General features: G+C 59.7%; 28 protein-coding genes, 1 tRNA gene and 1 riboswitch. Of the genes, 7 read left to right on the top strand and 22 right to left on the bottom strand.

Annotated elements, in window-relative coordinates; translation table 11 throughout:
* Positions 1-5: 5 nt before the first annotated feature.
* From ASD32_RS12960 to ASD32_RS12970, 3 genes are all read right to left on the bottom strand, one after another.
* The gene (locus tag ASD32_RS12960; RefSeq protein WP_060638453.1) at positions 6-689 is read right to left on the bottom strand and encodes an LON peptidase substrate-binding domain-containing protein; all 684 of its coding nucleotides are present in this window, start codon (positions 687-689) and stop codon (positions 6-8) included.
* Between the two features lie 160 nt (positions 690-849).
* Complete coding sequence (trxA, locus tag ASD32_RS12965) at positions 850-1851, bottom strand: thioredoxin (RefSeq protein WP_060638643.1); 1002 nt, start codon at positions 1849-1851, stop codon at positions 850-852.
* Positions 1852-1909: 58 nt separating this feature from the next.
* Positions 1910-2419, bottom strand: coding sequence for a prolyl-tRNA synthetase associated domain-containing protein (locus ASD32_RS12970; protein ID WP_082546760.1), 510 nt, complete (start codon positions 2417-2419; stop codon positions 1910-1912).
* Positions 2420-2672: 253 nt separating this feature from the next.
* Here ASD32_RS12970 and ASD32_RS12975 point away from each other — a divergent pair.
* Positions 2673-2747 (top strand) — tRNA-Gly (locus ASD32_RS12975).
* 29 nt (positions 2748-2776) lie between these two features.
* Here ASD32_RS12975 and ASD32_RS12980 read toward each other — a convergent pair.
* The 5 genes from ASD32_RS12980 to metA all read right to left on the bottom strand — a co-directional run bounded on the left by ASD32_RS12980 (position 2777) and on the right by metA (position 6882).
* Positions 2777-3358 carry an intradiol ring-cleavage dioxygenase gene (locus ASD32_RS12980; protein WP_060638455.1) on the bottom strand — a complete coding sequence of 194 codons (582 nt, stop codon included), beginning with the start codon at positions 3356-3358 and terminating at the stop codon, positions 2777-2779.
* 78 nt (positions 3359-3436) lie between these two features.
* The gene (locus ASD32_RS12985; protein ID WP_060638644.1) at positions 3437-4204 is read right to left on the bottom strand and encodes an SDR family oxidoreductase; all 768 of its coding nucleotides are present in this window, start codon (positions 4202-4204) and stop codon (positions 3437-3439) included.
* Positions 4205-4349: 145 nt separating this feature from the next.
* Complete coding sequence (locus ASD32_RS12990; protein ID WP_156383167.1) at positions 4350-5366, bottom strand: aldose epimerase family protein; 1017 nt, start codon at positions 5364-5366, stop codon at positions 4350-4352.
* A 140-nt stretch (positions 5367-5506) separates the two neighbouring features.
* Positions 5507-5959: a GNAT family N-acetyltransferase gene (locus tag ASD32_RS12995; protein WP_060638457.1), complete on the bottom strand. Its 453-nt coding sequence runs from the start codon at positions 5957-5959 to the stop codon at positions 5507-5509.
* The gene (gene metA / locus ASD32_RS13000) at positions 5956-6882 is read right to left on the bottom strand and encodes a homoserine O-succinyltransferase (RefSeq protein ID WP_060638458.1); all 927 of its coding nucleotides are present in this window, start codon (positions 6880-6882) and stop codon (positions 5956-5958) included. Before metA ends, ASD32_RS12995 begins: the two co-directional genes overlap by 4 nt.
* A 78-nt stretch (positions 6883-6960) precedes the next feature.
* Positions 6961-7038, bottom strand: a riboswitch (SAM riboswitch).
* 143 nt (positions 7039-7181) lie between these two features.
* On the opposite strand from metA, the gene ASD32_RS13005 reads away from it, so the two are divergent.
* Positions 7182-7613 carry a DUF4345 domain-containing protein gene (locus tag ASD32_RS13005; RefSeq protein ID WP_200953595.1) on the top strand — a complete coding sequence of 144 codons (432 nt, stop codon included), beginning with the start codon at positions 7182-7184 and terminating at the stop codon, positions 7611-7613.
* Between the two features lie 144 nt (positions 7614-7757).
* On the opposite strand, the gene ASD32_RS13010 is transcribed toward ASD32_RS13005, so the two are convergent.
* Positions 7758-8948, bottom strand: coding sequence for a GGDEF domain-containing protein (locus tag ASD32_RS13010; protein WP_060638459.1), 1191 nt, complete (start codon positions 8946-8948; stop codon positions 7758-7760).
* A gap of 334 nt (positions 8949-9282) precedes the next feature.
* On the opposite strand from ASD32_RS13010, the gene ASD32_RS13015 reads away from it, so the two are divergent.
* Positions 9283-10308: a ParA family protein gene (locus tag ASD32_RS13015; protein ID WP_060638460.1), complete on the top strand. Its 1026-nt coding sequence runs from the start codon at positions 9283-9285 to the stop codon at positions 10306-10308.
* A gap of 1 nt (position 10309) precedes the next feature.
* Positions 10310-10894 carry an SIR2 family protein gene (locus ASD32_RS13020; RefSeq protein WP_060638461.1) on the top strand — a complete coding sequence of 195 codons (585 nt, stop codon included), beginning with the start codon at positions 10310-10312 and terminating at the stop codon, positions 10892-10894.
* A gap of 387 nt (positions 10895-11281) precedes the next feature.
* Here ASD32_RS13020 and ASD32_RS13025 read toward each other — a convergent pair whose 3' ends face one another.
* The 3 genes from ASD32_RS13025 to ASD32_RS13035 all read right to left on the bottom strand — a co-directional run bounded on the left by ASD32_RS13025 (position 11282) and on the right by ASD32_RS13035 (position 14500).
* The gene (locus ASD32_RS13025; RefSeq protein ID WP_060638462.1) at positions 11282-13108 is read right to left on the bottom strand and encodes an ABC-F family ATP-binding cassette domain-containing protein; all 1827 of its coding nucleotides are present in this window, start codon (positions 13106-13108) and stop codon (positions 11282-11284) included.
* A 2-nt stretch (positions 13109-13110) separates the two neighbouring features.
* Positions 13111-13761: a thiamine diphosphokinase gene (locus tag ASD32_RS13030; RefSeq protein ID WP_060638463.1), complete on the bottom strand. Its 651-nt coding sequence runs from the start codon at positions 13759-13761 to the stop codon at positions 13111-13113.
* A gap of 214 nt (positions 13762-13975) precedes the next feature.
* Positions 13976-14500 (bottom strand): MarR family winged helix-turn-helix transcriptional regulator, encoded by a 525-nt coding sequence (locus tag ASD32_RS13035; protein ID WP_060638464.1) that lies wholly within the window; start codon positions 14498-14500, stop codon positions 13976-13978.
* A 120-nt stretch (positions 14501-14620) separates the two neighbouring features.
* On the opposite strand from ASD32_RS13035, the gene ASD32_RS13040 reads away from it, so the two are divergent.
* A complete protein-coding gene (locus ASD32_RS13040; protein WP_060638465.1) occupies positions 14621-16123 on the top strand; it encodes an MDR family MFS transporter in 1503 nt (500 codons plus the stop codon).
* Positions 16124-16330: 207 nt separating this feature from the next.
* On the opposite strand, the gene leuC is transcribed toward ASD32_RS13040, so the two are convergent.
* The 8 genes from leuC to rplS all read right to left on the bottom strand — a co-directional run bounded on the left by leuC (position 16331) and on the right by rplS (position 21987).
* Positions 16331-17740, bottom strand: a complete 1410-nt coding sequence (gene leuC, locus ASD32_RS13045; protein WP_060638466.1) for a 3-isopropylmalate dehydratase large subunit — start codon at positions 17738-17740, stop codon at positions 16331-16333.
* 109 nt (positions 17741-17849) lie between these two features.
* Positions 17850-18023 carry a hypothetical protein gene (locus tag ASD32_RS29580; protein ID WP_162252665.1) on the bottom strand — a complete coding sequence of 58 codons (174 nt, stop codon included), beginning with the start codon at positions 18021-18023 and terminating at the stop codon, positions 17850-17852.
* A 154-nt stretch (positions 18024-18177) separates the two neighbouring features.
* Positions 18178-18993, bottom strand: coding sequence for an amino acid ABC transporter permease (locus ASD32_RS13050; protein WP_060638467.1), 816 nt, complete (start codon positions 18991-18993; stop codon positions 18178-18180).
* Positions 18994-19003: 10 nt separating this feature from the next.
* The gene (locus tag ASD32_RS13055; protein WP_060638468.1) at positions 19004-19801 is read right to left on the bottom strand and encodes a basic amino acid ABC transporter substrate-binding protein; all 798 of its coding nucleotides are present in this window, start codon (positions 19799-19801) and stop codon (positions 19004-19006) included.
* A gap of 75 nt (positions 19802-19876) precedes the next feature.
* Positions 19877-20185, bottom strand: coding sequence for a HigA family addiction module antitoxin (locus ASD32_RS13060; protein ID WP_060638469.1), 309 nt, complete (start codon positions 20183-20185; stop codon positions 19877-19879).
* The gene (locus tag ASD32_RS13065) at positions 20185-20499 is read right to left on the bottom strand and encodes a type II toxin-antitoxin system RelE/ParE family toxin (protein WP_244490161.1); all 315 of its coding nucleotides are present in this window, start codon (positions 20497-20499) and stop codon (positions 20185-20187) included. The genes ASD32_RS13060 and ASD32_RS13065 overlap by 1 nt, the downstream gene beginning before the upstream one ends.
* Before the next feature lie 24 nt (positions 20500-20523).
* Positions 20524-21348: a class I SAM-dependent methyltransferase gene (locus tag ASD32_RS13070; RefSeq protein ID WP_060638470.1), complete on the bottom strand. Its 825-nt coding sequence runs from the start codon at positions 21346-21348 to the stop codon at positions 20524-20526.
* Positions 21349-21423: 75 nt separating this feature from the next.
* Entirely contained in the window at positions 21424-21987 is a 564-nt protein-coding gene (gene rplS, locus ASD32_RS13075) for a 50S ribosomal protein L19 (RefSeq protein WP_060638471.1), read from the bottom strand.
* A gap of 306 nt (positions 21988-22293) precedes the next feature.
* On the opposite strand from rplS, the gene ASD32_RS13080 reads away from it, so the two are divergent.
* Positions 22294-23040, top strand: coding sequence for a sulfite exporter TauE/SafE family protein (locus ASD32_RS13080; RefSeq protein ID WP_060638472.1), 747 nt, complete (start codon positions 22294-22296; stop codon positions 23038-23040).
* Between the two features lie 17 nt (positions 23041-23057).
* Here the strand turns inward: ASD32_RS13080 and ASD32_RS13085 are convergent, their stop codons facing one another.
* On the bottom strand, positions 23058-23624 hold the full coding sequence (locus ASD32_RS13085; protein ID WP_060638473.1) for a TetR/AcrR family transcriptional regulator: 567 nt from the start codon (positions 23622-23624) through the stop codon (positions 23058-23060).
* Between the two features lie 165 nt (positions 23625-23789).
* Between ASD32_RS13085 and ASD32_RS13090 the strand changes: the two genes are divergently transcribed.
* Entirely contained in the window at positions 23790-25013 is a 1224-nt protein-coding gene (locus tag ASD32_RS13090) for an MFS transporter (protein ID WP_060638474.1), read from the top strand.
* Positions 25014-25060: 47 nt separating this feature from the next.
* Here the strand turns inward: ASD32_RS13090 and ASD32_RS13095 are convergent, their stop codons facing one another.
* Positions 25061-26950 (bottom strand): diguanylate cyclase, encoded by a 1890-nt coding sequence (locus ASD32_RS13095; RefSeq protein WP_060638475.1) that lies wholly within the window; start codon positions 26948-26950, stop codon positions 25061-25063.
* Between the last annotated feature and the right edge of the window lie 10 nt (positions 26951-26960).

Genomic DNA, 26960 nt, shown 5'->3' on the forward strand with positions numbered 1-26960 from the left:
TCCGCCTATTGCAGCATGGTTTCGATGTCGCCGAAGGTGCGGGCGAGCACGATCTCGGTGATGGCAATCAGCGTTTCGGCGCGGGTCTTGAGATCCGGTGCTTCCAGCAGTGCCTGCTTTTCGGCCGGGCCATAGGGCGACATCATCGCCATGGAATTGACGAGCGTCACGTTGCTGGCGCGCTCGACGCTCTCCCAGTCGGCTTCCAGCTTGTTGGCATCGAGATAGGCCTTGAAGGCGGCCAGCAGCGCATCGCGATCGACCTGCGCCTCGTCATCGGGTTCGGTGAGGTCTGTGGCAAAGGGGACGATTTTGAAGGAACGATAGCCTTTTTTCGACAGGGGCACCTCGTCGAACAGCCGGAACCGGCAGATGCCGGTAAGCGAGGCAATATAACGGCCGTCTTCCATCTCGGCAAAGGACGTGATCCGGCCGACGCAGCCGACCTGGCAGAGCGCCTGAACATGCGCTTGGCCCGCCTCGTCGCGAATTTCACCGAAGGAGGGCTGGATCATGCCGATCAGGCGGTTTCCGGCCAGTGCATCGTCAAACATGGCAAGATAGCGCGGTTCGAAGATATTGAGCGGCAGCTGCGAGCCGGGAAGCAGGAGCACGCCCGTCAGCGGGAATACCGGAAGCATCTCCGGTAGGTCCTGAGGCCTCAGATAACGTGCGTTACCAACTTGCATGTCTCAATTCACCCCGTCGCTGTCAGCGCTCTTATGACGGCCCACTTTGTGATGGCCAGGGGGGCCGTGCCGCTTAAAGACAAGAAATGGGGCGCCAAACTCAAATCTCAAGGGAGATCGTCACCAAGCCGTAACGATAAAGACTTCCCTTGAAAAGTGATTATGAAAACAGGATCGAGGACAGTTTGCGGCGTGCCGAAAGGGTTGCAGGATCCATCGGCCCCCAGACGTCGAAGAACTGCAACAGCTCGCGCCGCGCGCCATCATCTTCGAACGTGCGGTCGCGCTTCATCACCTTGAGCAAGTGGTCTGCCGCCGCCTCGCGGTGGCCTTCGACATTGCGGATCTTGGCAAGCTTGATGCGCGCGCCGTGATCGTCGGGATCGGCAGCGAGGATCTGTTCCAGTGCATCCGGATCGCCGAGCTTGCGCGCTTCCTCGATCTGGTCGAGCTTTTTCACGACAGCGGCGATGCCGGCATCCTTGGCAAGCTCGTCGCTGAGATCAGACAGAACCTCGCGCGCCTGTTCCACTTCGCCAGCGGTAACAAGGCAATTGGCAAGCCCCGCAAGCGCCACGGCATTTTCGGGATCGGCCTGCAGCACGGCGCCAAAGAGGCCAGCGGCATTCTCAAGGTCGCCCTGTTCGGCAAAGGCTTTGGCGTCTGCGAGCGCCGCATCGATCCCCGCCTGCTGGTCATCGATCATCGGGCCGGCAACCTTGTCGATGAATTCGCGGATCTGGCTTTCGGGAACGGCACCCATGAAACCATCGACCGGCCGGCCGCCGACAAAGGCGATAACGGCCGGGATCGACTGGATGCCGAGCTGGCCCGCAACCGAGGGATGATCGTCGATATTCATCTTGACCAGCCGGACGCGGCCCTGGGCTTCGGTCACCACCTTTTCGATCACCGGGGTCAGCTGCTTGCACGGGCCGCACCAGGGCGCCCAGAAATCGACGAGCACCGGCTGCTCACGGGAGGCTTCCAGCACGTCGCGGGTGAAGTTGGCGGTCGTCGTCTCCTTGATTAGCTCGCCGGCCGGTGCGGCTGCGGCCGCTGGCGCCGTCACGGGCGTCTGTGCCGGGGCGCCGCCATAGCTCGCCGTTGCCGTCATCTGGTTGCCGTAGGATGCTGCATAGGGATTGTCGTTGCCGCTCATCATGTCTCCTCGCGGACATCCTCGTCCGTCTGACTGTCTTCCCGTCAGAGATCGTATGTCAGGACGTCACTTTCAAGACAAGGGCTTCATGTCCCGTCGCCTCGATAAAGCGCAGGAGGTCCTTTGACTCGATCGATGTCGTCGCATCGTTGGAAAGCGGATGGCAGTTGACGATCTCGTCCTTCATCAGCTCTTCGTCGATGATGATCTTCACGTTCCGGCCGGTATCATTGATCACACCGAAGGCGGTGACGGCGCCGGGAATGACGCCCAGATATTCCATCAGCTTTTCCGGCCGCCCGAACGAAACCTTGCTGGCGCCACCGATGATCGTGTGCACCGTCTTTAAGTCCACGGTGGCGTTTTCCTCGACGGTGAGCAGGAAATAATTGTCCTTCTTGTCCTTCACGAACAGGTTTTTGGTGTGGCCGCCAGCAATGGCGTCACGCAGCGCCACCGATTCGGCGACGGTGAAAACCGGCGCGTGCCGCAGGGTCTGATGCGCGATGCCGAGGCTGTCGAGAAACTGGAATAATTCGTCCGGCGTTTTCGGCTGCATTTCACTCATGACGGCATCCTTCTGGCTTGAAAATGGCGGTCCTGCTTACGCTGAAGGGCAAAAAATCGCAATCTTCCACAGAAAGCAGGCCGTAAAACGTCTTGTTTTCAGGGGCTTGCGACATGCGCATGAATTTTTTTTGGATCGGCCGTCATTTCCCTGTTGCATTTAAAAATCGTCTGGGCCATATAGCCGTCGTCGCAGCAAACAACAACGCAGCGGCGCCACGGTCCACCGACTACCCCCGGACCGAGGCTGATGAGCGGGTGTAGCTCAGGGGTAGAGCACAACCTTGCCAAGGTTGGGGTCGAGCGTTCGAATCGCTTCACCCGCTCCATTTTCTTCTAAGATCAGCAGAACTTTGCATTACGCGACGATGAAGTCGTAGCGGCCGAATTTGCCGTCGTCAGTCGGGCTGACATCGAGCAACAGAGTTTCGTTGAATATCCGGTCGCGCTCGTTGAGCGGCTCGCCCGGAAAGTAGAGTTGCGTCGTCAGCACGCTCCCGCCGGGCCGCTGGACTTTCAGGTGGTAATGCCGGGTGCGGCCAGGATATAGGCCTGGAACGATCGTCTCGAACCACCATTTCCCTTCAGCATCGGTGAATTGATGTCCGCGGAGTTTGTAGCCGCTGTTGTCGTAGCGCCCGGTTTCGTCGGCATGCCATAGCTCGATCAGCGCTTTTGAAACGGGGCGGCAGTTCTGGGTCAACACGTACCCGGCGAGTGTCATCCTTTCACCGTCGGGTGCGTCGTTCGCGAAGTCCTGTTTTTCGGGGCTTTCCATGGAAAAATACGGGCCCTCCGTTTGCCTTTGCGTCAGATCGTCATCGTCACTGCACGTTGGTGTCAGCGATAATTGTGCCGGCGCATCGCTTGCCTGAGCTAGTCCCGGCAGCGCAATCGGGGCGGCAGCGAAGCCGATCAGGAAATGTCGCCGGGTGGGCATTGCGCTGTATCTCCCGTTTGTGGATATCAAAATCCTTGCGGCTTCATAAGGCGGAAGTGAGGCGATATTCTTGCGCCTTCAACCCCTCCCCACATACGGCATCTGCGTCGCCATTACGGTCATCGTCAGCACGTTTGCGTCGAGCGGCAGTCCCGCCATATAGATGACCGCGTCGGCCACCAGGTTGGCCGGGATGGTGGGTTCGGGGGCGGTTTCGCCGTTGGCTTGCAGGACGCCGCCGCTCATCTTTGCCGTCATGTCCGTCGAGGCATTGCCGATATCGATCTGGCCGCAGGCGATGTCAAACAGGCGGCCGTCGAGAGCGGTGGATTTGGTGAGGCCGGCGATCGCATGTTTGGTGGCCGTGTAGGGCGCCGACATCGGGCGGGGTGTGGAGGCGGAAATCGAGCCATTGTTGATGATCCGGCCGCCGCGCGGTGTCTGCGCCTTCATCAGCTTCATCGCCTGCTGGGTGCAGAGGAAGGCGCCGGTCAGGTTGGCGCTGACGATGGCGTTCCACTGTTCGAAGGTGATGTCCTCCATCGGCACGGCGGGAAGACCCATGCCGGCATTGTTGACGAGCAGGTCGAGACGGCCGAAATCCCGGCGGATGGTGGAAAACAATGCGGAGACCGCCTGCGGATCGCCGACATCGGCGGCAAAGGCGTGTGCCGTGCCGCCTGTCTCAGCGGACAGTTCGTTTGCCGCCCTTTGCAGAACATCAAGGCGGCGTCCGGAAATGACGACCGTATAGGCGTTTTTCAGCAGCGCGAGAGCAATGGCGCGGCCGATCCCGGTGCCGCCACCCGTGACCAGGGCAATCTTGGATACACTCGCTTCAGCCATGGCCACGTCCTTCTCCTGCCGCATCATCGGCAGGGACATCAAAACCGGTTTTGCCGCAAAAGCATAGTGGGCTGGTATTTGCATATCGCGGCGTGATGCTGCGACGTGTTGTGCAAGCCTGGACGAAGGGGGCCGGGAGAGCCAATCAGGTCCGGGTAAAGACGTAATCGGTTTCCTGCCGCAATGTTTCGCCTGGCCGCAGGATGGCTTCTGGAAAATTGGCGTGATTGACCGCATCCGGCCAGATCTGGGTTTCCAGGCAGAAACCGGCGAAGGGGCCGTACTGGCGGCCTTCGAGGCCGGGTACGGGAATGTTCATCTTGAAGCCGGTGTAGAATTGCACGCCGGGCTCGGTGGTGCGGACTTCCAGCGAAATGCCGGAATTGATGCTGCGGACCAGAGCGACCGGCTGTTTCCGACCGCGTCTCTCGGCCAGGCAGAAATTATGGTCGTAGCCGATTTTTTCGCCGTCCAGCTGGCGGCGCAGCGGGGTCATGGCGCGCAGGTCGAAAGCGGTGTTTTCAACGGCGCGGATTTCGCCGGTCGGCACCTGCAGATCGTTGGTCGGAAGATAGCTGTTGGCGGCAATCATCGCGTCATGACTGAGCGCATCGGCGGTGCCGTCGAGATTGAAATAGCTGTGCTGGCAAACATTGCAGATCGTTGCCCGGTCGGTCGTGCTCTCGTAGAGAACATTGAGGACGCCGCCATCGCTGACCGTGTAGGTGCAGGTGATGGTGCAGTTGCCGGGGTAGCCGGCGCGGCCATCAGGATCGGTGATCTCAAGCACGACGCGGTCCTGCGCCGTCTCGACCAGTCTCCACAGGCGCTTGGCAATACCGTCGCTGCCGCCGTGCAGGTGTGTCACGCCTTTTTCATTGCATTCCAGCTGATAGGGAACGCCGTCGATGTCAAAGCGTCCACCGCCGATGCGGTTGGCATTGCGGCCGGGTGTCGCGCCAAAATAGGGAGAATGGGCGAGATAATCGGAAAAATTCTCAAAGCCAAGTACCAAAGGCGCGGCGTGGCCGTTCAGGCGCAGGTCCTGGATAACTGCGCCCCAGGTGAGGATATGCGCGGTCAGTCCACCGCCCTTGATCACGATGCGATGCACGGGCTCGCCGGATGGCATATGGCCGAACACTTCAGTCTCTGTCTGCACGGCTTTTCTTCCTCCACTCATCCGGCCGCAAACTGCGTCATTTCGCCGATGTCGGCAACCGAAAAGTCATACAATTTACGCCGATCCGCCGGCCTTTTCCGTTCCAGCGGTTGCGTGGCCGTGACGACAGCAGATTTGTTTCAAAACGTCTTCTGATAGATGATGAAGGGCGTCTTTTCGGCGATCCGGTCGTAGAGCTTGCGGGCATTGGCATTGAAATCCTGGGTCATCCAGTAGACTTCATCCGCTTTTTGCGCGTTGGCTTTCGCATAGACAGCCTCGATCAGCGCCCGGCCGATCCCCTGTCCGCGCACATCGGGATCGGCAAACAGGTCCTGCAGGTAGCAGATGGAATTCTCGTGCCAGCAGGATCTGTGAAAGAGATAATGCGCAAGGCCGACCGGCTTGCCATCGAGAACGGCCAGAAATCCCGCATATTCATGGGCCGCACCCGTCAGCAGCCGTGAAAAGGTGAGAGCGTAGATCTCCTCCGGCAGGGTGGTTTCGTAAAAGGCGAGATAGGCCTTCCACAGGCGGCGCCAATCCTGTTCGTCGCCGGTCTCGATGGGCCGGATGATGAGATCTGCGGTCAGCGTCTGTCCTTCCCGATATCGGCGAGATCAAAGGATGTGGTCTGATAGATATCGTTGATCCAGTTGCCGAACAACAGGTGGGCGTGGCTGCGCCAGCGGTTCTGCGGCGTCAGTGTCGGATCATTATGGGGAAAATGGTTGTGCGGCATCTTGATCGGCACGCCGGCATCGACGTCGCGGAAATATTCGTCCGAGAGCGAGGTCGAATCATATTCGACATGGTTGAAGACATAGAGTCGGTTGCCAGCCTTTTCGTGTACGAAGCAGACGCCCATTTCCTCCGATTCCATCAGGATTTCCAGCGCCGGATTTTTCTCGATATCGGCGCGGCGCACCTCGGTCCAGCGCGAGACGGGGATCTGGAAATCATCCGAGAAGCCACTGAGATAGGGCGAGGACGGGTTGAGATTGTGGTGGCGATAGACGCCGAAAGCCTTTTCCTTCAGCGTATATTTCGGCACGCCATGGAAATGGTAGATCGCCGCCATCGCGCCCCAGCAGATGTTGAGCGTCGAGTGGACATTGGTATGGGTCCAGTCGAGGATGTCACTCATCTCGTTCCAATAGGTGACGTCCTCATAATCCAGCGTCTCGACCGGGGCGCCGGTGATGATCAGGCCATCGAACTTGCGGTGCCTCACCTCGTCCCAGGTCTGGTAAAAGGCAAGCAGATGTTCTTCCGGCGTGTTCTTGGGCTTGTGGCCGCCGAGCCTGATCAGCGAGAACTCGACCTGCAGCGGCGAGGCGCCGACAAGGCGCGCCATCTGCACTTCGGTCTTGATCTTGTTGGGCATGAGATTGAGCAGGCCGATCTGCAGCGGCCGGATATCCTGACGGATCGCCGCAGTTTCGGTCATCACCCGCACCCCCTCTTTGACGAGGGTCTCATAGGCGGGCAGCGTATCGGGAATCTTGATCGGCATGGACAACACTCGGATCTACGAACTCGCGGGGCCGGCATAAAAAAACCGGCAACGACAGAATCGCTACCGGGCCCGCTTGCTTGCGCTCGCACGGCCCTTTAGCAACTTATTTAACGTGGCTGCAAGCCGGCCGGCCAAATCACCACGAGCTTCCTAGATAGCGCCTGTGCGGCTGCGAATCAATATGCAGTGCTTCTGCGGCAGGTGCGCCGTGCGCTTTTTCACGCTGTTGTGTCCTGCTTTTTTGAAACTTGGCCGCTCCTTCATACGTAACCCTCATGATTACAGGAGGATGCGCGATGCCCAGTCTTGCCTATCAGATCAGCCCGGCCGATTTCCGCCAGCGGCGCCTGTTGCAGGCGACCATCGCCATACTTGCGATGCTGCCGGTTTTTGCAGGACTGGGCGGCGTGGTGATGGGACCGGCATTTCTCGGGGAAAAGACGCCGCCTGTGGATCTGAGCAGCCATGTGCGGTTCCTCTCCGGGCTTTTCCTCGCCTTTGGAATTGCCTGGTACAGCTGCATTCCCGCAATCGAAACGAAAGCGGCGCGGATCCGGCTTCTGGCGATCCTGACCTTTGCCGGCGGGCTGGCGAGGCTCGTATCGCTGGTCGCCGATGGCGTGCCTTCGGCGGGGCATCTTCTGGGGCTCGGCATGGAGCTTGTGGTCGTGCCCTGCCTGGTCTTCTGGCACGGCCGCGTTTCGGCCTTGAGCCAGGGCCGGGGCTGAAAAGGTCGCGCGGCGTCCTTCATCCGAAACGGGTGGAGGCAATTGCCGCAAGCGGCGGGTGGGGCGGTCCTAGGCGTGGCTGGGAGGGCCGTCTCACCCTTTGCCGCATGGTGGAGCTTTGCCAATTCGTTCCTTTCCGGGAAATCATGCGCGGGCCGGGGCTGCACCGGGCAGATCGCCTGATGGCGAAGAATGGGCGGAGACGCGGTTGCGGCCGGAATTCTTGGCCTCGTAGAGGGCGGAATCGGCCTCCTCCATCAGGTTCGCATGGGTTTTGTCCCGCTCGCTGCTGCGATAGGCAAGGCCGATGCTGATCGTCACCGGGCGGCGGATCTGGCGCGGATGTGCATCGATGAGCGTCTGGACATCGCCGCGGATCCGCTCGGCCACGGCGATCGCTTCGTCCAACGAGAGATCGCTGAGGATGACGGCGAATTCCTCGCCGCCGAGGCGGGCGGCAAGGTCCTTTCCGGGCCGGATGGCGTTTTGCAGGGCGCCCGCCACCAGCACCAGGCAGATATCGCCATCGACATGGCCGAAGCTGTCATTATAGGATTTGAAATGGTCGATATCGGCGATCAAAAGTGCCGTGCGGCCGGCATTGGTGCGCATGAAATTCATCAGCTGGCGGCGGTTGGCCATGCCCGTCAGCGGATCGGTCAGCGCTTCGACGGAGAGCTGCCGGTTGGCCCGCTCCAATGCTATGCCGCGTTCGGCCAGATCCTCCGCGAGCTGCTTGTTTTCCAGCGATAGATGCAGGGCGAGCGTCAGCTGCGATCCAACGGCCCGCGCCATCACCACCAGGGCAAGGCACAGAAGGGCTGCGGCGATCGCGAGCAGGCCGCCAAATTCGACATCGCTGGCGGCAAGCGTGATGGTGAAAATCGCCAGGATCGGCACCTGAAAAAGAAAGTGAGCCGGCTCATAGACGACATTGGGAAAGGTGCAGGTGATCGCGCCCATGACCACGCAGCAGATCACCAGCGTCTGGCTGTGGTCGCCGATGCTGAGCATCCAGGCGCCGCCGATGCCCCAGGCCAGACCGGAGATGAGGAAAATAGCCTTGCTGATATGAGACCATGCGACCGGCCCCCAGCCTTTGGGACGGCCGCTTCGACGGGCCATGGCGCCGATGGCATAGGCGGCAGCCGGGGCGCAGATGCAGAAAAACCAGATCAACAGCCCTGTTTTCGCCTGCGGCGACCAATAGGCTGATATCGCGATCAAGCCGCCGAAGATGGTCAGCACCGATGCCGGTGCGGCCTTGTAAAGCGCGTCCATCTGCAGCGCGAGCACATCCGTCCCGCTTTGAAACCGATGTATGGCTTTGGCCATCCCGTTCCCCTTTTGTGCGGCACTATAGCTGGCGTCTCCTAAGATTTCATCTCCCGTATATTCGGGTGGCAGCTCTGATTGCGGCCATGGCGCGGCCTTCACGCGGCGCAGTTGTCGCCCGTGGCTTGTGTCATCTGCAATGTCTGCCGGCTTTTGGCACGGCAGGGTCGGCCGGGCGGCTTCCTCTGAAGCCACAGTTAATCTTCAAAGTGAATTTCGAAGTCGGATTAGCTACCCGCGATTGTCAAGGATCGGTCTTCAACACACGACGTAATTATGCTAGCGATTTTGCCAATGGAAAAAACTGCATGTTGGGATCGGGGTGTTGCTGGGGATGAAAGTAATATCGTTCTTTAATAATAAAGGCGGCGTGGGTAAAACTACACTGACTGGAAACATTGCAGCCTATTTCGCGGCTGAGATGGGAAAGCGCGTTCTTATAATAGATTGCGACCCGCAGTGTAATATCACTCAATACATTCTTGGAGACGACAAAACGATTGATTTATATTGGCCTACTGGGAAAACGAAAGACGATACTAAAATAAAGACAATAATGGATGTCATACAGCCAATGGTTGATGGTGACGCATCTATTAATAGGAATGTAAGGCCAATTTTGGCGAGATCAAATAGATTCGGCGTCGATTTGCTTCCTGGAAATCCAAGGATTTCTCTGTTCGAAGATCAACTATCCCAGGCGTGGACAGACATTCCGAGCGGAAAAGTTGGCGGTTTTCGAGTTAGTAATTGGCTCAGATCGTACCTGGTCTCATATGAAAAGAATTACGACGTTGCCTTTGTAGACGTTAGTCCATCGCTTGGCGCGCTCAACCGTTCCGTCCTTCTATCCTGCGATAATTTTGTAACGCCTCTTGGTGCAGATGCGTTTAGTCTCCTTGGTGTACGAAACATTTCCCGCTGGATAAATGGTTGGATTGATTATTATGAGGTGGCGCTAGAGCAGGCAGAAAGACTAAATCCTGGGGCTTTAGAGAAATTTGAGGTGCCAAAGACAATACCAATTAGAGAAGGCTTTGTTGGTTATACATTGCAGCAGTATATCGCAAAGTCCAAAGAGGGGATACGTCGCCCAACAAAAGCATACGAGCGCATTCTGACGGATATTCCGCAAGAATTAACTACTTATCTATCGGAGTTTGCGACTGAGAAAAAGAGGCTATACTTGGGTGATGTTCCGAATTTGTATAGCCTCATCCCTCTCGCGCAGACTGTAAACTCTCCAATAATTGGGCTCAGAGCAAAAGACGGGTTGGTAGGAAGTCAATTTAGCCAGGCTGAAACGTACAAGGGCATTATTGGCAATTTGGCTCAGGCTATAGCTGCAAAGGTCTTTTGATATGGTTCATTGGCCCGAGGCTTTGGTAAGGGAATTAGCTGATCGACGTGTATTGCTTTTTATAGGTGCTGGAATATCGAAGGCGGCATCTCCCACAACTCCGACATGGGGGCAGTTGCTAAGCAGTTTATCAAGGAAACTTGAGAAGAAGGCGGATCAAAAGTTAGTAACCCAGCTAATTAAGCAGAATGGCTTGCTTGATGCTGCGCAGATTATTTCTGACGGGGTCGGTCGCGCCGATATAAACGCTAGACTCAGAGAGGTTTTTCAACCAAACGCGACCCCTCATCACAGTATATATAAGTATATCTTAGATCTAGACTTAAAAACTATCGTGACCACAAACTATGATGAATTTATGGAAAAAAATTTCGAATATTACAGTGGAGGAAATGCTGCATATAGTGTCTGTCGCTATGCGTCGGTTGATTTACTCGAGCATTTACGTTCGCCGAGCCGCCTCGTGGTAAAGGCGCACGGGTGCATTACTGAGCCTGGGAAGATTGTGCTAGACAGATCCTCCTATTTTAAGGCAAGACAAAACAATAGAGGTTTTTTGATGTTATGGCATCATTATTTACAGTAAATACGGTATTATTTTTGGGTTATTCATTGGGTGATCCTGACATGCAAATAATTTTGGAAAATATACATGCGGCCTCAGAAAGTTCGCATAGCCATTACTCCCTTTTGCCGAAACAAAATCACAGATCTATAGTGGGAGCCTTTAAACAGTCATATAACATTAGCTGTATTGAATACCCAGATGGCGCGCATAGTCTAGTACCAGACTATCTTGCTTCCCTAACCGCTGCAGTTGCAGCTGATAGGTCAGCTAGGGGTATTGTGTAGATTTTTTCAACAGGACCCAAATTCTTATACTTATAATTTACTACCTATGTTTTGAATTCGGTTCTTTTAATTCTTTAAAAAGAACTTTTTCAATGACCTAATTTCCCTTGTCCAATTCTTCCTACCCCTCAATCTCCTCCCGCAGCATCTCTAGTTCCAGCCATTCCTCTTCCATCTTTGCTATCGACGCCCGCAGTTTCTCCAGCTCGGAGGCGAGCGCGGAAAACCGGGACGGGTTTTTTGCAAACAGGTTCGGGTCGGCCATTTCCTGTTCGTGTTTGCCGATCTGGGCTTCGGCTTTTTTCATCTCCTTCGGCAGGTTTTCGAGGGCGAATTTCTGTTTGAAGGAGAGTTTGCCCTTGCCGGTTCTGGGCGCGGAGGACGTGCCGTTCTCGGGTGCGGATCTGGCTTTTTCGGCTTTGTCCGCGCGCTTCTTTTCGTCGGCGGCACCCTTGCGCTGCGCCATCATGTCGGAATAGCCGCCGGCATATTCGATCCAGCGGCCGTCGGGGGCGTCGGGATTGGCGGGTGCGATGGTCGAGGTGACGGTACGGTCGAGGAAGTCGCGGTCGTGGGAGACCAGGATGACGGTGCCGGGAAAACCCGCGACGATTTCCTGGAGCAGGTCGAGCGTTTCGATATCGAGGTCGTTGGTCGGTTCGTCAAGGATCAGGAGGTTGGTCGGGCGCGACAGGATGCGGGCGAGCATCAGGCGGGCGCGCTCGCCGCCGGAGAGATTCTTGATCGGGGTGCGCGCCTGTTCGGGCTGGAACAGGAATTCCTTCATATAACCGGTGACATGGCGCTGCTCGCTGTTGACGAGCAGGTTGTCGCCGCGCCCGTCGGTGAGGTAATGCGCCAGCGTGTCCTCAAGGTTCAGGTCCTCGCGGCGCTGGTCGAGCGTGGCGATCTCGAGGTTGGTTCCGAGCTTGACCCAGCCGCTGTCGGGCTTGATCTGGCCGGTGAGCATCTTCAAGAGCGTGGTCTTGCCGGCACCGTTCGGGCCGACGAGGCCGATGCAATCGCTGCGATGGACGCGGATCGAGAAGGGGGCGACGATGGTGCGCTCGCCATAGGTCTTGGTGATCTGATCGGCCTCGATCACCAGCTTGCCGGATTCGCGGGCGTCCGACACGGTCGCCTGGACCGAGCCTTGAGGGCCGTTATGGCCGCGATGCTTGGCGCGCAGGTCCTGCAGCGCGCCGAGGCGGCGCATGTTGCGCTTGCGCCGTGCGGTCACGCCATAGCGCAGCCAATGTTCCTCGCGCTCGATCTCCTTGCCGAGCTTGTGCTGTTCGATCTCTTCTTCCTCCAGCACCTTGTCGCGCCAGGCCTCGAAGAAGGCAAAGCCCTGGTTGAGGCGGCGCGACTGGCCGCGATCGAGCCAGACGGTGGAATTGGAGACCTTTTCGAGGAAGCGCCGGTCATGCGAGATGACCACAAGCGCCGAGCGGCTCTTAATGAGCTCGCCTTCCAGCCATTCGATGGTGGGCAGATCGAGATGGTTGGTCGGCTCATCGAGAAGCAGGATATCGGGCTCGGGCGCCATGACGCGGGCAAGCGCCGCACGGCGGGATTCGCCGCCCGACAGCTGCGATGGGTCCTCGTCGCCGGTGAGGCCGAGATGTTCCAGGAGATAGGCGACGCGGTAGGGATCGTCGCTGGGGCCAAGGCCGGCCTCGGCATAGGCGCGCACGCTGTCGAAACCGTCGAAATCGGGCGCCTGGTGCAGATAGCGGATGGTGGTGGAGGGATGGCGGAAGATATCGCCGGACTGGGGCTCGGCAAGGCCGGCCGCCATCTTCATCAGGGTCGATTTGCCCGAGCCGTTGCGGCCGACCAGGCAGATGCGGTCGCCCGGCTCCACCTGCAGATTGGCGCCGGCAAGCAGCGGCGTGCCGCCGAAGGACAGGAAAATATTGTCGAGTTTCAAAATGGGTGGTGCCATGGTCAGGCTCCCGAAAAGTCTTGGGGACGGGCAAGGATCAGCGCCCGGCCGGAGGAAAGGGTGAAGCGGACGGTGCCTTCGGCGACGTTGGAAACGGTGCGCGAGGAGCCGAACGGCAAATGGAAATCGCTGAGCGGATAACGGGCACCGGTAATGGAGAGGCCGGTCAGCGTATCGAGCCCGAGGATGGAAAACAGGCTGCCCTTCGGCAGGCCGATCTCGACGCTGCCAGGCAAGAGCGGATAGGCTTCCTCCTCGCCCGACGTCAGCAGCACCTCGATGCCGTCTTCGGCAAGTCTCGCCGCATAAAGCAGGTGCATGAAGGCATGGTCGCTGCGCTCACCGCCGAGCGCACCGGCCAGCACGAGTTTTTGCGCGCCGCGTTCCAGGGCGGTGGCGACGGCGATTTCACCGTCGGTCTCGTTCTTGGCGGCGGGATAGGGCTCGCGGGCAACCTCCGGCCATGCGTCGATCAGGGATTGCGGCGTGGAATCGAAATCGCCGACCCAGAGTTCGGGCGCCAGGCCAAGCGCGCTCGCATGGCGCATGCCGCCATCCGCCGCAATCACGCGGGCGCCGGATAGCTGCGCTGCCAGCCTGCCCGTCGGCGTCAGCGGGCCGCCCATCAAGATTACGAAAGCCTGTTTGCTCATGGCGCAAGGCCATAGCGTAAACAGGGGGAGGAGGGGAAGGGGCGGGCGTGGATTTGGTGGCGATGGTTCCCCTCTTCCTGCGGGGAGACGGTGGTGCGAGGCGTTGGATGAGGGGGCGCCGGCTCTGAACGTGCCGGGCGGCCCCCTCATCGCCTCGCTTTGCTCGGCACTTCTCCCCGGGGGGAGAAGGGGGAGTGTGCGGCGAGTGGGCAGGTTAATCCGTATTCTTTTCGCGGGTGGTGCAGACCTGTTCGAAGGAGGTGACGAAGCGGTCGAAGAGGTGGGAGAAGGTGGCGACGTCGTCTTCGGGCCAGTCTGCGAGCACGCTGTCGATGACGCTGCGTTTGACGGACTGGATTTCGGCCATCAGCTGCTGTCCCGTGTCGGTCATGACGACGATGATCCGGCGGGCGTCGGCCTGCGAGGCTTCGCGGCGGAGCGCGCCACGGGTGACCATTTCGCCGACGATGCGGCTGGCGCGCGAGGGGTCGATGCGCATCATCTCGGCGATGATCCCGACGGTGACCTCGCCCTCCGGCTCGGCCCGCCGGATGCTGTCGAGGACGTCGAGATGGGTGATTTCAAGGCTCGGGGCGACATTGCTGATGGCAAGGCGCGCAAGCACCCGCCGTCCAATCATGGTGCGCCAGCGCCCCATCGATTGGCTGATGCGGAGGCGGCTGGTCTCCGGGTCTCCGGTCTCAGTGGTGCATTCCAAGGGTAAATGTCCGTGATCCATGGCTCATCCTAGCAAAACACGCGTGCTTCATAAAGCATGAATATGCTGATGGCACAAATGTGCTGTTGACAATTATATGCTAACAGCACATAAATTGCCCAACGCAACCGGATATCCCTCATGGACATGCATGTCACCCCGGCGCCGCTGGTCTCGAACCCGGCCCTTCGCCTGACGCTTTTCTTCTTCCTGATGACGGCTTTGTTCATGGCGACGCTGGACAACCAGATCGTGGCGACGGCGCTGCCGACCATTGTCGGCGAGTTCGGGCAGATGGAGCGGTTCGGCTGGATCGGCTCGGCCTATCTTCTGGCCACCTGCGCCGTCATGCCGCTCTATGGCAAGCTCGGCGACCTCTTTGGCCGCAAATATGTGATGCTGGCTGCGGTGACGATCTTCACGCTGGGCTCGATCGCCTGCGGGCTTGCGGTGTCGATGAACACGCTGATTGCGGCGCGCGTGCTGCAGGGGCTTGGTGGCGGCGGCATCATGGTGTCGATCTTCTCGATCAATGCCGACCTGTTCGAGCCGCGCGAGCGGGCGCGCTACCAGAGCTATTCCAGCCTGGTACTGATGGCGTCGGGCGCCGTCGGCCCGGTGCTTGGCGGCACGATGAGCGACCTGTTCGGCTGGCGTTCGATCTTTCTCATCAATATTCCGATCGGCATTGCGGTGCTGATCGGCCTGTTCTTCTTCTTGCCCTACCGCCGCCCGACGCGCCGTCCGACAATCGATTATGCCGGAGCGCTGCTTCTGGCCGCCGCCGTTACCTGCGTCGTGCTTCTCGGCGATGGCGCCGAGCTGTTCGGATCGCTGTTTTCATTGGGCAGCCTGGCGATTGTTGTGCTGGGCGCGGTGTGCGCGGCAACCTGGGTGTTCGTCGAGCGCCGCGCGCCGGAGCCGATCGTTCCGCTGACGCTGTTTCGCAACCCGACCTTCAGTCTCATGCTGGTGATTTCGCTGGCGAGCGGCGCCGTCGGTATCGGCATGGTCAATTATTTCGCGCTGTACCTGCAGACGACGACCGGATTGACGCCGTCAATCGCCGGCATGCTGTTCATCATGCTGACTGGCGGTATCGTCTGCGGCTCGCTGACGGCGGGACGGCTGATTTCGCGCTCGGGCCGTTACAAGCCGTTTGCCATCCTCAGCGCCAGCCTGACCGTCATGTCGCTCCTGATCTTCACGCAGATCCAGCCGGGCACGCCGCTCTACATCATCTGCGCGATCATGGCGCTGCATGGCATCGGCATCGGTTTTGGCCAGCAGGTGCCGATCGTCGCGGTGCAGAATATTGCCGCGCGTGGCGATGTCGGGGCGGCCACCGGCGCCGTCACCCTGTCGCGCATGGGCGGCGCCTCGATAGCCATCTCGATCTACGGCGCCATCATTGCAGCGGGCCTGGCGCGGGGAACGACCGCGATACCAGGGATCGAAGACATCGAGAAGCTGACGCCGCTGGTGCTTTCGACGCTGCCGGAGGCAACGCGCCAGCTGGTGGCTGAGAGCTATACGGCCGCCTTCCTGCCGCTGTTCTTGACGGCAGGCGGCATCGCGCTGATCGCGCTGATTGCGGCGATCAGCCTGAAGGCGGTGCGGCTGCCGCAAAAAGTGGTTGAGTGAGTGAGGCCGGCCCTCTCTCTTGCGGGGAAGATTGGAACTCGTTTCTCCGAAACGAAGCCCTTCTCTAACCCGCCCCCCACAAAGGCGCGGCATTGTATATCCGGAACAAAGATCGTCGGGGAGCATTCGCTCCTGCTGCGATTCTATTTGTTCGCGTTTCTATTTCGCATATGCGATGGCCCTGCCATAAACGGCAGGGCCATACGCTCATTTCCAGTCGCGGATATCGACGAAATGGCCCGAGACCGCCGCCGCAGCAGCCATCGCCGGCGAGACGAGGTGTGTACGGCCCTTGAAGCCCTGGCGGCCTTCGAAGTTGCGGTTGGAGGTGGAGGCGCAGCGTTCGCCGGGCTTCAGGCGGTCGTCGTTCATGGCGAGACACATGGAGCACCCGGGCTCGCGCCAGTCGAAACCGGCTGCCTTGAAGATCACGTCGAGACCTTCGGCCTCCGCCTGTTCCTTGACGAGGCCGGAGCCGGGAACGATCATCGCCGAAACCGTCGAGGCAACGGTCCTGCCTTCGACGACCTTGGCGACTTCGCGCAGGTCCTCGATGCGGCCATTGGTGCAGGAGCCGATGAAGACGCGGTCGATCGAGATATCGGTGATCTTCGTGCCCGGCTTCAGGCCCATATAATCGAGCGCGCGCCACTTGGAGGTGCGCTTGTTTTCGTCGGCGATTTCGTCCGGGTTCGGCACGATGCCCTGAACGGAAATGACGTCTTCCGGCGAGGACCCCCAGGACACGATCGGCGGCAGGTCGGCGGCATTCAAAACGACGACGCGGTCATAATGCGCGCCTTCGTCGGTCTGCAGCGTCTTCCAGTAGGCGATGGCCTTTTCGAGATCCTCGCCCTTCGGCGCGCGCGGTTTTCCCTTGATATATTCAAAAGTCTTTTCGTCCGGCGCGATCAGGCCGGCACGGGCGCCGCCTTCGATCGTCATGTTGCAGACCGTCATGCGGCCTTCCATCGACAGCGCGCGGATGGCTTCGCCGGCAAATTCGATGACGCTGCCGGTGCCGCCGGCCGTGCCGATCTCGCCGATGATCGCAAGAATGATATCCTTGGCGGTGACATGTTCCGGCAGAACGCCATCGACACGCACCAGCATGTTCTTGGCCTTCTTCTGGATCAGCGTCTGGGTGGCGAGCACGTGCTCGACCTCGGACGTGCCGATACCATGCGCCAGCGCGCCGAAAGCGCCGTGCGTGGACGTATGGCTATCGCCGCAGACGATGGTCATGCCCGGCAGCGTAAAGCCCTGTTCCGGCCCGACAATGTGGACGATGCCCTGGCGGATATCGCTGGCCGAATAATATTCGACGCCGAAATCGGCCGCATTCTGGGCGAGCGCCTCGACTTGGATGCGGCTTTCCTCGTTCTTGATGCCGAGATGGCGATCCGGCGAGGTCGGCACATTGTGATCGACGACGGCAAGCGTCTTCTGCGGAGCCCGGACCTGACGGTTCGTCAAGCGAAGGCCTTCGAACGCCTGCGGGCTCGTCACTTCGTGGACGAGATGGCGATCGATATAGAGAAGACAGGTTCCGTCATCCTGCTGATCGACCAGATGGTCGTCCCAGATCTTGTCGTAGAGGGTACGCGGTGCGCTCATGGCTGTGCATCCATTGTGAAGTTTGGGCATTGTGAAGAAGTTCGGGCATTGTGAAAAAGGAAAATTCCGGCGAAGGCGCCGGTCACCCGGCCGGGTCAAGCCCCGGCGGTCAGATCAGCCGGCTGCTCAACGCGCCGGAAACGCACGCAAAAAACCGTGCCGGCAGACGCTTGTGGTCCTGCAGCACGACGATTTTCTGCTCGTAACATCCGAATTTGGATTCCATAAGCGGGATATAGCAATATTTTGACGGTTCGGCAATTGGACAGATGAACGGGGTCATGCCGCGCCATCTCCCCCTTCTCCCCAGCGGGGAGACGTGCCGAACACAGTGAGGCGATGAGGGGGTCCTCCCACGAAATCGGAGCGTGCCGCCCCCTCATCCGCCCTTCGGGCACCTTCTCCCCGCCGGGGAGAAGAGGGTTGCAGCGGTCAACCTATGCTCTCTGCCCTTTCCGTAACCTTTGCTCCAGCCGGCGCAAACCGAGCGACAGGCCGACCGTCAGGATCAGATAAATATACGCCACGATCGAATAGGTTTCGAAGAAGCGGAACGAGCCGGATGCGTAGATCTTGCCTGCCTGGGTGATATCGGCGACGCCGAGGACGGAGACCAGGGAGCTATCCTTGACCATTGCCACGAAATCATTGCCGAGCGGCGGCAGGATGATGCGGATGGCCTGGGGGAAGACGACCAGCCGGAAGCGTTGATAGCGCGACAGGCCGAGCGCCTTGGCCGCCTCGATCTGCCCCTTGTCGACCGACAGGATGCCGGCGCGGAACACTTCGGCAATGAAGGCGGAATAGCCGATCGACAGCGCGATGATCGCCCGCCACATCAAGGAGAGGTCGCGCACCACCATGGGCTCCATCGCACCGGCGGAAATCAGCGGCGAGAGGAAAAAATTGATGGCGGCGACCAAGGCGGGGGCGCCGGCAAAGGCGATGTAGAACAGCAGAACCAGGATCGGGATGCCGCGGATCACCTCGGTGTAGAAACGGGCGATCTGGCGCAGCGTTGCCCGGTCCGACAGCGCCATCAGCGCGATGGCGAGCCCAAGCGCCGTGGCGAAGAAAAAGCCGCACAAAGTGACGAAAATGGTGATGCCGATACCGGTGGAAACAATGGCGAAGACCTGGCGGTACACACCACTGGACATGATCACCACGGCCAGTGCCACGGCGATCACGGCAAGGGCGACCAGCCACCAGGGATAGTCGCCCTTTTGAGATGTGTCGTGCGCAGGCGTCATCGGCGGGCGATCATTCGCCCATCTTGTAATCGACGAACCATTTCTGGTTCAGCCGGTCGAGCGTGCCATCCGCCTTCAGTGCCGCAATCGCGGCATTGACCGGCGCGACCAGATCCGAGCCTTTCTTGAAGATGAAGCCGAAATCCTCGGTGCCGAGCGGCCCGCCGACCACCTTCAGGCCACCGGCGGAGGAATCGACATACCCCTTGGCGGCAACGCTGTCAGTCAGCACGACATCGACATCACCGGCCTTCAGGGCCTGCACCGTCGCGCCGAATGTCTCGAACAGTTTGACGCGCGGGTTTTGCTCGTTGCCATCAAGCATCTCGTAAACAGCGGTGTAGAACGGCGAGGTGCCGGGCTGGGCGCCGACCAGGCCGTCTGTGAACGCACCAAATGTCTTGGCATCGGTGAAGCGGGTCTCGTCGCCGCGCACCAGCATGAACTGCTGCGAGCGCATGTAGGGATCGGAGAAATCCACCTTCGCCTTGCGCTCGTCTTTGATGGTGATGCCGGTCATGCCGATATCGTATTGACCGTCGGATACCGATTGGATCATCGCATCCCAGGACGTGTTCTGGATTTCCAGCTTGAAATTCAGCCGCTTGGCGATCTCTTCCATCGCATCATATTCCCAGCCGATCGCCTTGCCACTCTTCGGATCGACGAATTGCAGCGGCGGATAGGCATTCTCGGTGACCACGGTGACAGTGCGCCCGCCAAGATCCGGCAGACCGGCGGCCACAGTGCTCAAGGGAGAAAGAACAAGGGCGGTCAGGCCGGCGAGAAGGGTGCGGAGGAAAAACATGGGCGGCTCCAGAATTGTGGCGACCGGAACCTGTCACAGATGCCAGCGGGCTGGCAAGACTATTCGCGGTCCCGTTCAATATCTCGGGCTGTAACGCTCCACCCGAATTTCATCGGCGTGCTGACGCATGGTTACGGTGTCGTACCAGGCTTGCATTTTCAATAGCGTATCCATGCTCACGCCGAATGCTTTTTCGATCCGCAATGCCATTTCAGGCGATAGCGAGGCTTTCTCGTTTACGAGATCCGAAAGGGTCGCGCGGCGCACGCCAAGCACTTCTGCCGCTCTGAGAACCGATAGACCGAGTTCGTCCAGGATTTCCTCGCGAATGAACGCGCCCACATGCGGTGGCGTCATACCGATTTTTTCAACGATTTCAGTCATCAGTGATAGTCCTCCAAGTCCAGACTTCCTATTTCGCCATCTTCAAGCTCGAACGTGATCCGCCAGTTTCCAGAGGCTGAGATACTCCAAGTTCCCGCGCGGTCCCCGGTCAGGCGATGGATGCGCCAGCCGGGCGGACCGTTTATGCCGTCAATATCTACAGCTGAAATCAGCATGGCCAGAATATTGCGCACACGGTTGATCAGGTCCGGCCGGATACCCTTCGCATCATCGTCCTCGATGTAGCGCTTTAATCCCTTGTGTCGGACGGAACGGATTTTCATCAGTGATAAATGTACGGTAATGCCGTACATTTATCAAGATGGCCAGCCGATCGATCACCGCACCTTCGTCGCCCAGATCGAAAACGACAGTGGGATACGCGGCAGGCCCGGTGCCTGTTCGAATTGGTCTTCGCCGGTCTCGATCATGGCCGGATAATGCCGCCAGGTGAGGATTTCGTGTTCGTTGAGGAAATCGAGCGTCATTCCGGCTTTCAGGAGCGCATTGACGGTATCGCTGACCGGATGCAGCCATTCATACATGCGTTGATGGGTGAGCGGTCTCTCGTCGCCGGTATAGGTATGGGTTTCCTCAAACAATAGCGGCTGATCGGCGGGCGTGCGCCAGCCATAGGCAAGCGACAGGCGGCCGTTCTCGGCGCCTTCGTACTGATACATCCTTGGATGACCGTCGAGCAGGTAGAGCCGGCCGCCCGGCCGCAGCAGGGTGGAAACGACACCAGCCCATCTGAAAATATCCGGCAGCCAGTGGATGGCGCCCCAGGTGACGAAGACGATATCGTAGGTCCGGTGTTCCAGCGCCTGCGGAGCGTCATAGACCGAGGCCTCGACGAAGGTTGCCTCGGTCCCTGCCCTCTGCGCAAAATCCCGCGCGGCGGCAATTGCGACCGGGGAAAAATCGAGCCCGGTGACGGAGCGTGCGCCCAGATGCTTGAGGCTCAGCGTATCGAGCCCGATATGGCATTGCAGGTGGATGATGTCCTTGCCCGCGATATCACCGATCTCGCCGGCTTCCAGCGCATGCAACGACGAGCCGCCTGAAAGCACCCGGTCAATGCGGTAGCTGCCGGTCGTATCGGTGGCATGCAGTGACGCCCGGTCGTCCCAGTTCAAAAGGTTTGTCTTGAGATAATCGTCCATTCCCGTTCCCCCAAAGAAAAAGGCGGCCCGAAGACCGCCTTTCAAAAATGTCTGACAATCCCAATGGATTGAAGCTTATTCTGCTGCCGGCTCGGCGGCGGTGGCAGCAGCTGCTTCTTCGGCTGCCTTGGCTTCAGCAGCCTTGGCTTCTGCAGCTGCGGCTTCGGCGGCTGCCTTTTCGGCGGCCAGAGCCTGTGCTGCTGCGACCTTTTCAGCTTCCAGGCGTGCCTTTTCTTCCTGAACGGCGGCGCGTTCGGCGTCGTTCAGCTTGCGGGCGCGAACGCCGGTATCTTCAACGATACGAGCCGACTTGCCGCGGCGATCGCGCAGGTAGTACAGCTTGGCGCGACGGACCTTACCACGGCGAACGATTTCGACGCCTTCGACCATCGGGGAGTAAACCGGGAAAACGCGCTCGACGCCTTCGCCATAGGAAATCTTGCGGACCGTGAAGCTTTCGTTGATGCCGCCGCCGGAGCGGGCAATGCAAACGCCTTCATAGGCCTGGATACGGGTACGGGTGCCTTCCGTGACGCGAACGTTGACGCGGACGGTGTCGCCTGCCGAAAATTCCGGAAGCGTGCGCTTGGCGGCAATCTTGGCGGCCTGTTCGGCTTCCAGCTGCTGGATGATGTTCATGGGTCTAACCTTCTCAAGTTCTTCTGCAACAGCCAGAGCGCTCGATCGACCCGTTGGACCAGACCTCGCAAGAGGTGCCTCAGGGTTTTGCTTCTCACCGAAGAGAAACAGGAGCGAATTCACCATTCTTTGTTTTCGGCTGACGGGATTTTTCCCGAACCGGTCGGGCGAATACACCAAAGCGTAGCGTTTGTCATCCCCGCACGGTAAAAATTCTCCCTGCCGCAAGCCGGCGAAGGATGATTTCAGCGTCTTGCCGCCGGTAAACCTGCGCGCTATGCCGGATTCTACCGCTGGAGGAGCGCCATGTCCATATCCACTGCCATCCTGCTCTTCATGGCAGGCTTCCTGTCGAGCGCCGTCAATGCGGTGGCCGGCGGCGGCACCTTTCTGACATTCGGCGCCATGACGCTGGCCGGACTGCCGCCGATCGTTGCCAATGCCACCTCCTCCATAGTCCAGTTTCCAGGCTATGTTACATCCGCACTCGCCTATTCAAAAGAAATCTGGGCGGACCGGCGCGAGGCCGCCATTCTGGGCGTGCTATCGCTGATCGGCGGCCTTGCTGGGGCGCTGATCCTTCTGTCGCTGTCCAATCCGTCCTTCCGGGCGCTGGTCCCCTGGCTCCTGATCGCCGCGACGGTGATCTTCGCCGCAGGTCCGCTGCTGCGGCCGAAAACGGCGGCAGACGGCGCCCCGGCCGGTCCGCTCGGCCTTTTCGGCCAGTTTGCCACCGCCATCTATGGCGGCTTCTTCGGCGCCGGCATGGGCATCATGATGCTGGCCGTGCTTGGCCTGTCCAAGGGCGGCGATTATCACCGGCTGAACGCGCTGAAGAATTTCCTCGCCATGGTGATCGCCGGTGTCGCGATCGTCGTCTTTGCCGGCGGCAATGTCGTCGGCTGGCTGCAGGCCGCCGTGATGATCCCAGGTGGTGCACTTGGCGGTTATGCCGGCGTCTGGCTGGCCCGCCGCGTGCCGCAGGCGCTGATCCGGGGATTGGTGGTCGCTGTCGGACTGTTGCTGGCGGTCTATTATTTCATCACGGGGTAGGCTCCCGGCATCCGCGTCTACTTTAACCGCAGAGCATCCAGCAGGGTGCGAAACCCCGCCACCGCACGCTGAGAGGTTTGCTGCGGGTCGTCGGAATTGGCGATCCACAGCGCGGCATGGCTGCTGGCGCCATTGATCAGGCGCGCCGTCACTTCCTCATCGACATCGATGATGACGCCATCCTGCTTAAGTTCGCGCAGACTTTGCTTGAGAGCGGCGATACAGCCGTTGGTGGTCGGCCATTGCGAGATATCGCCGAGCACGGCCGGGCCGTCGCGGAACATGATGCGCTGGATTTCCGGCTCCAGCGCCATCTCGATATAGGTCGAGCACTCATCGACAAACCCCTGCCAGCGTGTCGCGGATACAGAGGAGACCTGATGCAGGCGCTCCGTCATTTCCGCATCGATTTCCCCGATCACCGCCTGCAGCAATCCCTTTTTGTCGCCGAAATGGTGGTAGAGCGCACCGCGCGTCAGGCCCGCCTCTGCGGTGAAATCATCCATCGAGGATTGCGCATAGCCGATTGTGCCAAAGGCGTGGCGCGCTGCCGCCACGAGCTTGGCGCGCGTTTCTGCGATCATTTCCGGGCGGGGCTTCTTGACCACAAAAACTCCTGGTTACATACGCGGCGTATTTATTTTTACATACGGCGCGTATTTTAGTTGACATACGCGAGGTATGCAACCACGTTAAGACATACGCCACGTATGTAAGTGGTTCACCGGACGATTTCAGGAGCCTTTCCAATGTCCAACCCCTACAAGGAAATATTCAGCGTTCCCGGCGCAAAGAGCTTTTCCGCAGCCGGCTTTTTCGCCCGCTTGCCGATTGCCATGGCGCCGATCGGCATCGTTGCCATGCTGTCGCAGACGCGCGACGAATATTGGATTGCCGGCGCGGTTTCGGCCATTTTCGCGCTGACCAACGCACTGATTGCGCCGCAGATATCGCGCCTGGTGGACCGTTTCGGGCAAACCGCCATCATCGTACCCGCAACATGCGTGTCGGTCATCGCCTTCGCCCTACTCATCCTTTCGGCCAACCAGAACTGGCCGGAATGGACGCTGTTTGCCGCAGCCCTCCTTGCCGCCGCCATGCCCAGCATGCCGGCCATGCTGCGGGCGCGCTGGACCGAGCTCTTTCGCGACCGGCCGGAGTTGAACACTGCCTTTGCGTTCGAATCCGCAGCCGACGAACTGGTCTATATTGCCGGCGCTTCGCTCTCTGTCGGGCTGGCGGTCTCGCTCTTTCCGGAAGCCGGCATGCTGATCTCGACGATTTTCCTCGCCGTCGGCACCGCCGCTTTCGCCCTGCAGAAATCAACCGAACCGGCCGTGCGGCCGGCTATCGCCGGAGCGGTCCGGACATCGGCCATCCGCCTGCGCCCAGTGCAGATCATCACGCTGGCGCTGATCTTCGTCGGCTCAATGTTTGCGACCGCCGAGGTCACCACTGTGGCCATGACCAAGGAACTCGGCCAACCCGGCGCGGCCAGCTTCGTCATCGGGGTCTATGCGATCGGTTCTTTCGTCCTCGGCCTTGTCCTTGGCGCGCTGAACCTGCGCACGCCACTGCACAAGCAATTGCTGATCGCCGTCAGCACGCTGGCGGTGACCGCGCTGCCGCTGCTGATCGCCGATACGGTTCCGTTTCTTGCTCTTGCCGTCTTCGTCAGCGGCATCGCCATCTCGCCCACGTTCATCACGGCCTTTGGCCTGATCGAGCGCCGGGTGCCGGAATCGATGCTGACCGAAGGTGTCACCTGGGTCACGACCGGCATTGGCATCGGCATGGCGCTCGGCGCCTTTCTGGCCGGTTGGGTGGTCGATACTTTCGGTGCTGAGAATGGCTTCTGGCTTTCGGTGGCCGCCGGCGCTGCAGTGGTCGTCACCATCGCGCTGGGCCAGAAGACGCTTTCCGGCGGCAGGCCGGAAACCACGGGCTGCGCGCTGCCGCAGGCTGCCGAATAAGATAGGAAAGACCATGGCGCGCCCTCAAGTGCGCCATGGTTTACCGGCTAACGGCGTCTCGCCTTTGCCTCGGCGCGGAATGTCTCCACCCGGTTGCGGCCCATCTGCTTGGCGCGGTACAGGGCTGCATCCGCGCTTGCCACCAGATCCTGTGGCGACAGGACATGGGTTCCCGCCGCAAATGTCGAGACGCCGATGCTGGCCGTGACGACCTGGAACCGGCTGCCCGCATGGGCAAGGGCACGGTGCTGCAGCGCCATCCGGAAGATTTCGGCGAGATGCACTGCCGCCGTCAGGTCCGTTCCCGGAAGCACGATGGCAAACTCCTCTCCGCCGTACCGTGCAACGAGATCGCCGGGCCGCATGCTGATCGCGCTCAGGCACTCGCTGACCTCCTTCAGGCAGGCGTCGCCAGCGGGATGGCCATAGGTGTCGTTGTAGGACTTGAAGCGATCGACATCGATCATCAGCAGGCTGAGCGGGGCCGAAAGGCGCAATGCATTGGCACATTCCGAGGCCAGGGTTTCATCGAAGACGCGGCGATTGGCAAGCCCGGTCAACCCATCGGTCTCGGCCAGATCCCGCATCTGCTCTGCAAGCTGCCGCAGGGACAATTCGGCATGCTTCATCGCCGTGATATCGGAAACCACCACCAGGGCCGAGCCATCTTCCGTCAGACGGGTGCGCAGGCTAAGCCAGCGATTGTCGCAGAGCGGAATTTCCGTATCGCGGGTGACGTGCAGATGCTTGACGGTTTCCTGTATCCATTCTTCGGAGACATCCACCGCAATATCCTTACGCTCGCCGTTGCGGGCAGAGGCGCGCATGATGTCGGCAATATGTGCGCCGGGCTGGCGCGCATAGGCCGAGAGCGGAAATGCGCTGCGGTACCGCTCATTGCAGAACAGGAGGTATCCGTGCCGGTCGAACATCGCCAGCCCGTCCGACATTTCGGTCATCGCCTGCGACAAGAGGTTGCGGCTGTCCGTCAACTCCTGCTCGAGCTGTTTGCGCCGGGTAATGTCACGCGTGACGCCCGCCAGCCCCACCGTATCGCCATGCCTGTTTCTTAACACCACTTTCGTGGTCGAAAACCAGCGTGAGGCGCCGTTTTCATCCTCAAGCGCCTCTTCGAAATCAATCAGCGGCTCGCCCGATCGCATGATGCGCTGCTCGGCATCGAACAGCGCCTGCGCGCGGGCAGGCACGAGGTCAAAATCGGTCAGGCCAACCATTTCCGATGATTCCTGACGGCCGCTATGGACGGCGACGTTGAGGTTGGTGATGACGAACTGGCTGTCGAGGTTCTTGACGTAGTGAAAGTCCGGCGCCTGCGTCAGCGCCGCCCGCAGGATATCGCGCTCCAGCGTTGACTTGTGCACATGGGCCATGACCGAGCCGGCAATGGCCGCAGCCATCATGTTCAAGGAGGCGGTGATCAGGCTCATCTGATAGACGGCCGGCGCCGTGTCCGGGTTTGTAAATATGAAGATCAATGCGAACGACGACACCGGCAGCAGAAGCACGGCCGCCACGATGCCGCGAAAACCCGATGCGTGTTTTCCCAAGGCGAGATGCGCGATCAGGCAGAGAGCCGATACGGTGGCGATGGAGATGATCCCGATCATGGCGCCGGCGCCGCCCATGGCCAGGCGGAACAACACCGCCATGGGGGCCGTAATCGCGATCGCCAACGGCCCACCGAACATGGCGGATATCGCCAATAGCGAGTTTCGGAGGTCGAAATAGATGCCTTTTTCAAGCTCGACCGACAAAAGCATCGAAATGACGACGCCAAGCCCCATCATCGCCCCGAAACCCAGCTTCAGCTGCGTCAGGGAGAAACGGTAAAACCGGTAATATAAGTGCATCCAGAGAGAGATCAGCAACGCCACCGAAGCCAGATTGCCGACCAATACCTGCCAGGCTGAAGTCATCTCGTTTTTT

It is taken from the genome of Rhizobium sp. Root483D2, from assembly GCF_001426685.1.
Classification (GTDB): Bacteria; Pseudomonadota; Alphaproteobacteria; order Rhizobiales; family Rhizobiaceae; genus Pararhizobium; species Pararhizobium qamdonense.

What these genes read in the sequence shown, in the direction of transcription:
- ASD32_RS13070 (WP_060638470.1), bottom strand. Translation starts at nt 21,348, where the DNA reads ATGGACGATTATCTCAAGACAAACCTTTTGAACTGGGACGACCGGGCG.
- ASD32_RS13010 (WP_060638459.1), bottom strand. Translation starts at nt 8,948, where the DNA reads ATGGCCAAAGCCATACATCGGTTTCAAAGCGGGACGGATGTGCTCGCG.
- trxA (WP_060638643.1), bottom strand. Translation starts at nt 1,851, where the DNA reads ATGAGCGGCAACGACAATCCCTATGCAGCATCCTACGGCAACCAGATG.
- ASD32_RS13005 (WP_200953595.1), top strand. Translation starts at nt 7,182, where the DNA reads ATGCCCAGTCTTGCCTATCAGATCAGCCCGGCCGATTTCCGCCAGCGG.
- ASD32_RS12960 (WP_060638453.1), bottom strand. Translation starts at nt 689, where the DNA reads ATGCAAGTTGGTAACGCACGTTATCTGAGGCCTCAGGACCTACCGGAG.
- ASD32_RS13040 (WP_060638465.1), top strand. Translation starts at nt 14,621, where the DNA reads ATGGACATGCATGTCACCCCGGCGCCGCTGGTCTCGAACCCGGCCCTT.
- metA (WP_060638458.1), bottom strand. Translation starts at nt 6,882, where the DNA reads ATGCCGATCAAGATTCCCGATACGCTGCCCGCCTATGAGACCCTCGTC.
- ASD32_RS13060 (WP_060638469.1), bottom strand. Translation starts at nt 20,185, where the DNA reads ATGACTGAAATCGTTGAAAAAATCGGTATGACGCCACCGCATGTGGGC.
- ASD32_RS13050 (WP_060638467.1), bottom strand. Translation starts at nt 18,993, where the DNA reads ATGACGCCTGCGCACGACACATCTCAAAAGGGCGACTATCCCTGGTGG.
- ASD32_RS13015 (WP_060638460.1), top strand. Translation starts at nt 9,283, where the DNA reads ATGAAAGTAATATCGTTCTTTAATAATAAAGGCGGCGTGGGTAAAACT.
- ASD32_RS13035 (WP_060638464.1), bottom strand. Translation starts at nt 14,500, where the DNA reads ATGGATCACGGACATTTACCCTTGGAATGCACCACTGAGACCGGAGAC.
- ASD32_RS12980 (WP_060638455.1), bottom strand. Translation starts at nt 3,358, where the DNA reads ATGCCCACCCGGCGACATTTCCTGATCGGCTTCGCTGCCGCCCCGATT.
- ASD32_RS13025 (WP_060638462.1), bottom strand. Translation starts at nt 13,108, where the DNA reads ATGGCACCACCCATTTTGAAACTCGACAATATTTTCCTGTCCTTCGGC.
- ASD32_RS13055 (WP_060638468.1), bottom strand. Translation starts at nt 19,801, where the DNA reads ATGTTTTTCCTCCGCACCCTTCTCGCCGGCCTGACCGCCCTTGTTCTT.
- rplS (WP_060638471.1), bottom strand. Translation starts at nt 21,987, where the DNA reads ATGAACATCATCCAGCAGCTGGAAGCCGAACAGGCCGCCAAGATTGCC.
- leuC (WP_060638466.1), bottom strand. Translation starts at nt 17,740, where the DNA reads ATGAGCGCACCGCGTACCCTCTACGACAAGATCTGGGACGACCATCTG.
- ASD32_RS12985 (WP_060638644.1), bottom strand. Translation starts at nt 4,204, where the DNA reads ATGGCTGAAGCGAGTGTATCCAAGATTGCCCTGGTCACGGGTGGCGGC.
- ASD32_RS13095 (WP_060638475.1), bottom strand. Translation starts at nt 26,950, where the DNA reads ATGACTTCAGCCTGGCAGGTATTGGTCGGCAATCTGGCTTCGGTGGCG.
- ASD32_RS12970 (WP_082546760.1), bottom strand. Translation starts at nt 2,419, where the DNA reads ATGAGTGAAATGCAGCCGAAAACGCCGGACGAATTATTCCAGTTTCTC.
- ASD32_RS29580 (WP_162252665.1), bottom strand. Translation starts at nt 18,023, where the DNA reads ATGACCCCGTTCATCTGTCCAATTGCCGAACCGTCAAAATATTGCTAT.
- ASD32_RS13085 (WP_060638473.1), bottom strand. Translation starts at nt 23,624, where the DNA reads ATGATCGCAGAAACGCGCGCCAAGCTCGTGGCGGCAGCGCGCCACGCC.
- ASD32_RS13080 (WP_060638472.1), top strand. Translation starts at nt 22,294, where the DNA reads ATGTCCATATCCACTGCCATCCTGCTCTTCATGGCAGGCTTCCTGTCG.
- ASD32_RS13090 (WP_060638474.1), top strand. Translation starts at nt 23,790, where the DNA reads ATGTCCAACCCCTACAAGGAAATATTCAGCGTTCCCGGCGCAAAGAGC.
- ASD32_RS13020 (WP_060638461.1), top strand. Translation starts at nt 10,310, where the DNA reads ATGGTTCATTGGCCCGAGGCTTTGGTAAGGGAATTAGCTGATCGACGT.
- ASD32_RS13065 (WP_244490161.1), bottom strand. Translation starts at nt 20,499, where the DNA reads ATGTACGGCATTACCGTACATTTATCACTGATGAAAATCCGTTCCGTC.
- ASD32_RS13030 (WP_060638463.1), bottom strand. Translation starts at nt 13,761, where the DNA reads ATGAGCAAACAGGCTTTCGTAATCTTGATGGGCGGCCCGCTGACGCCG.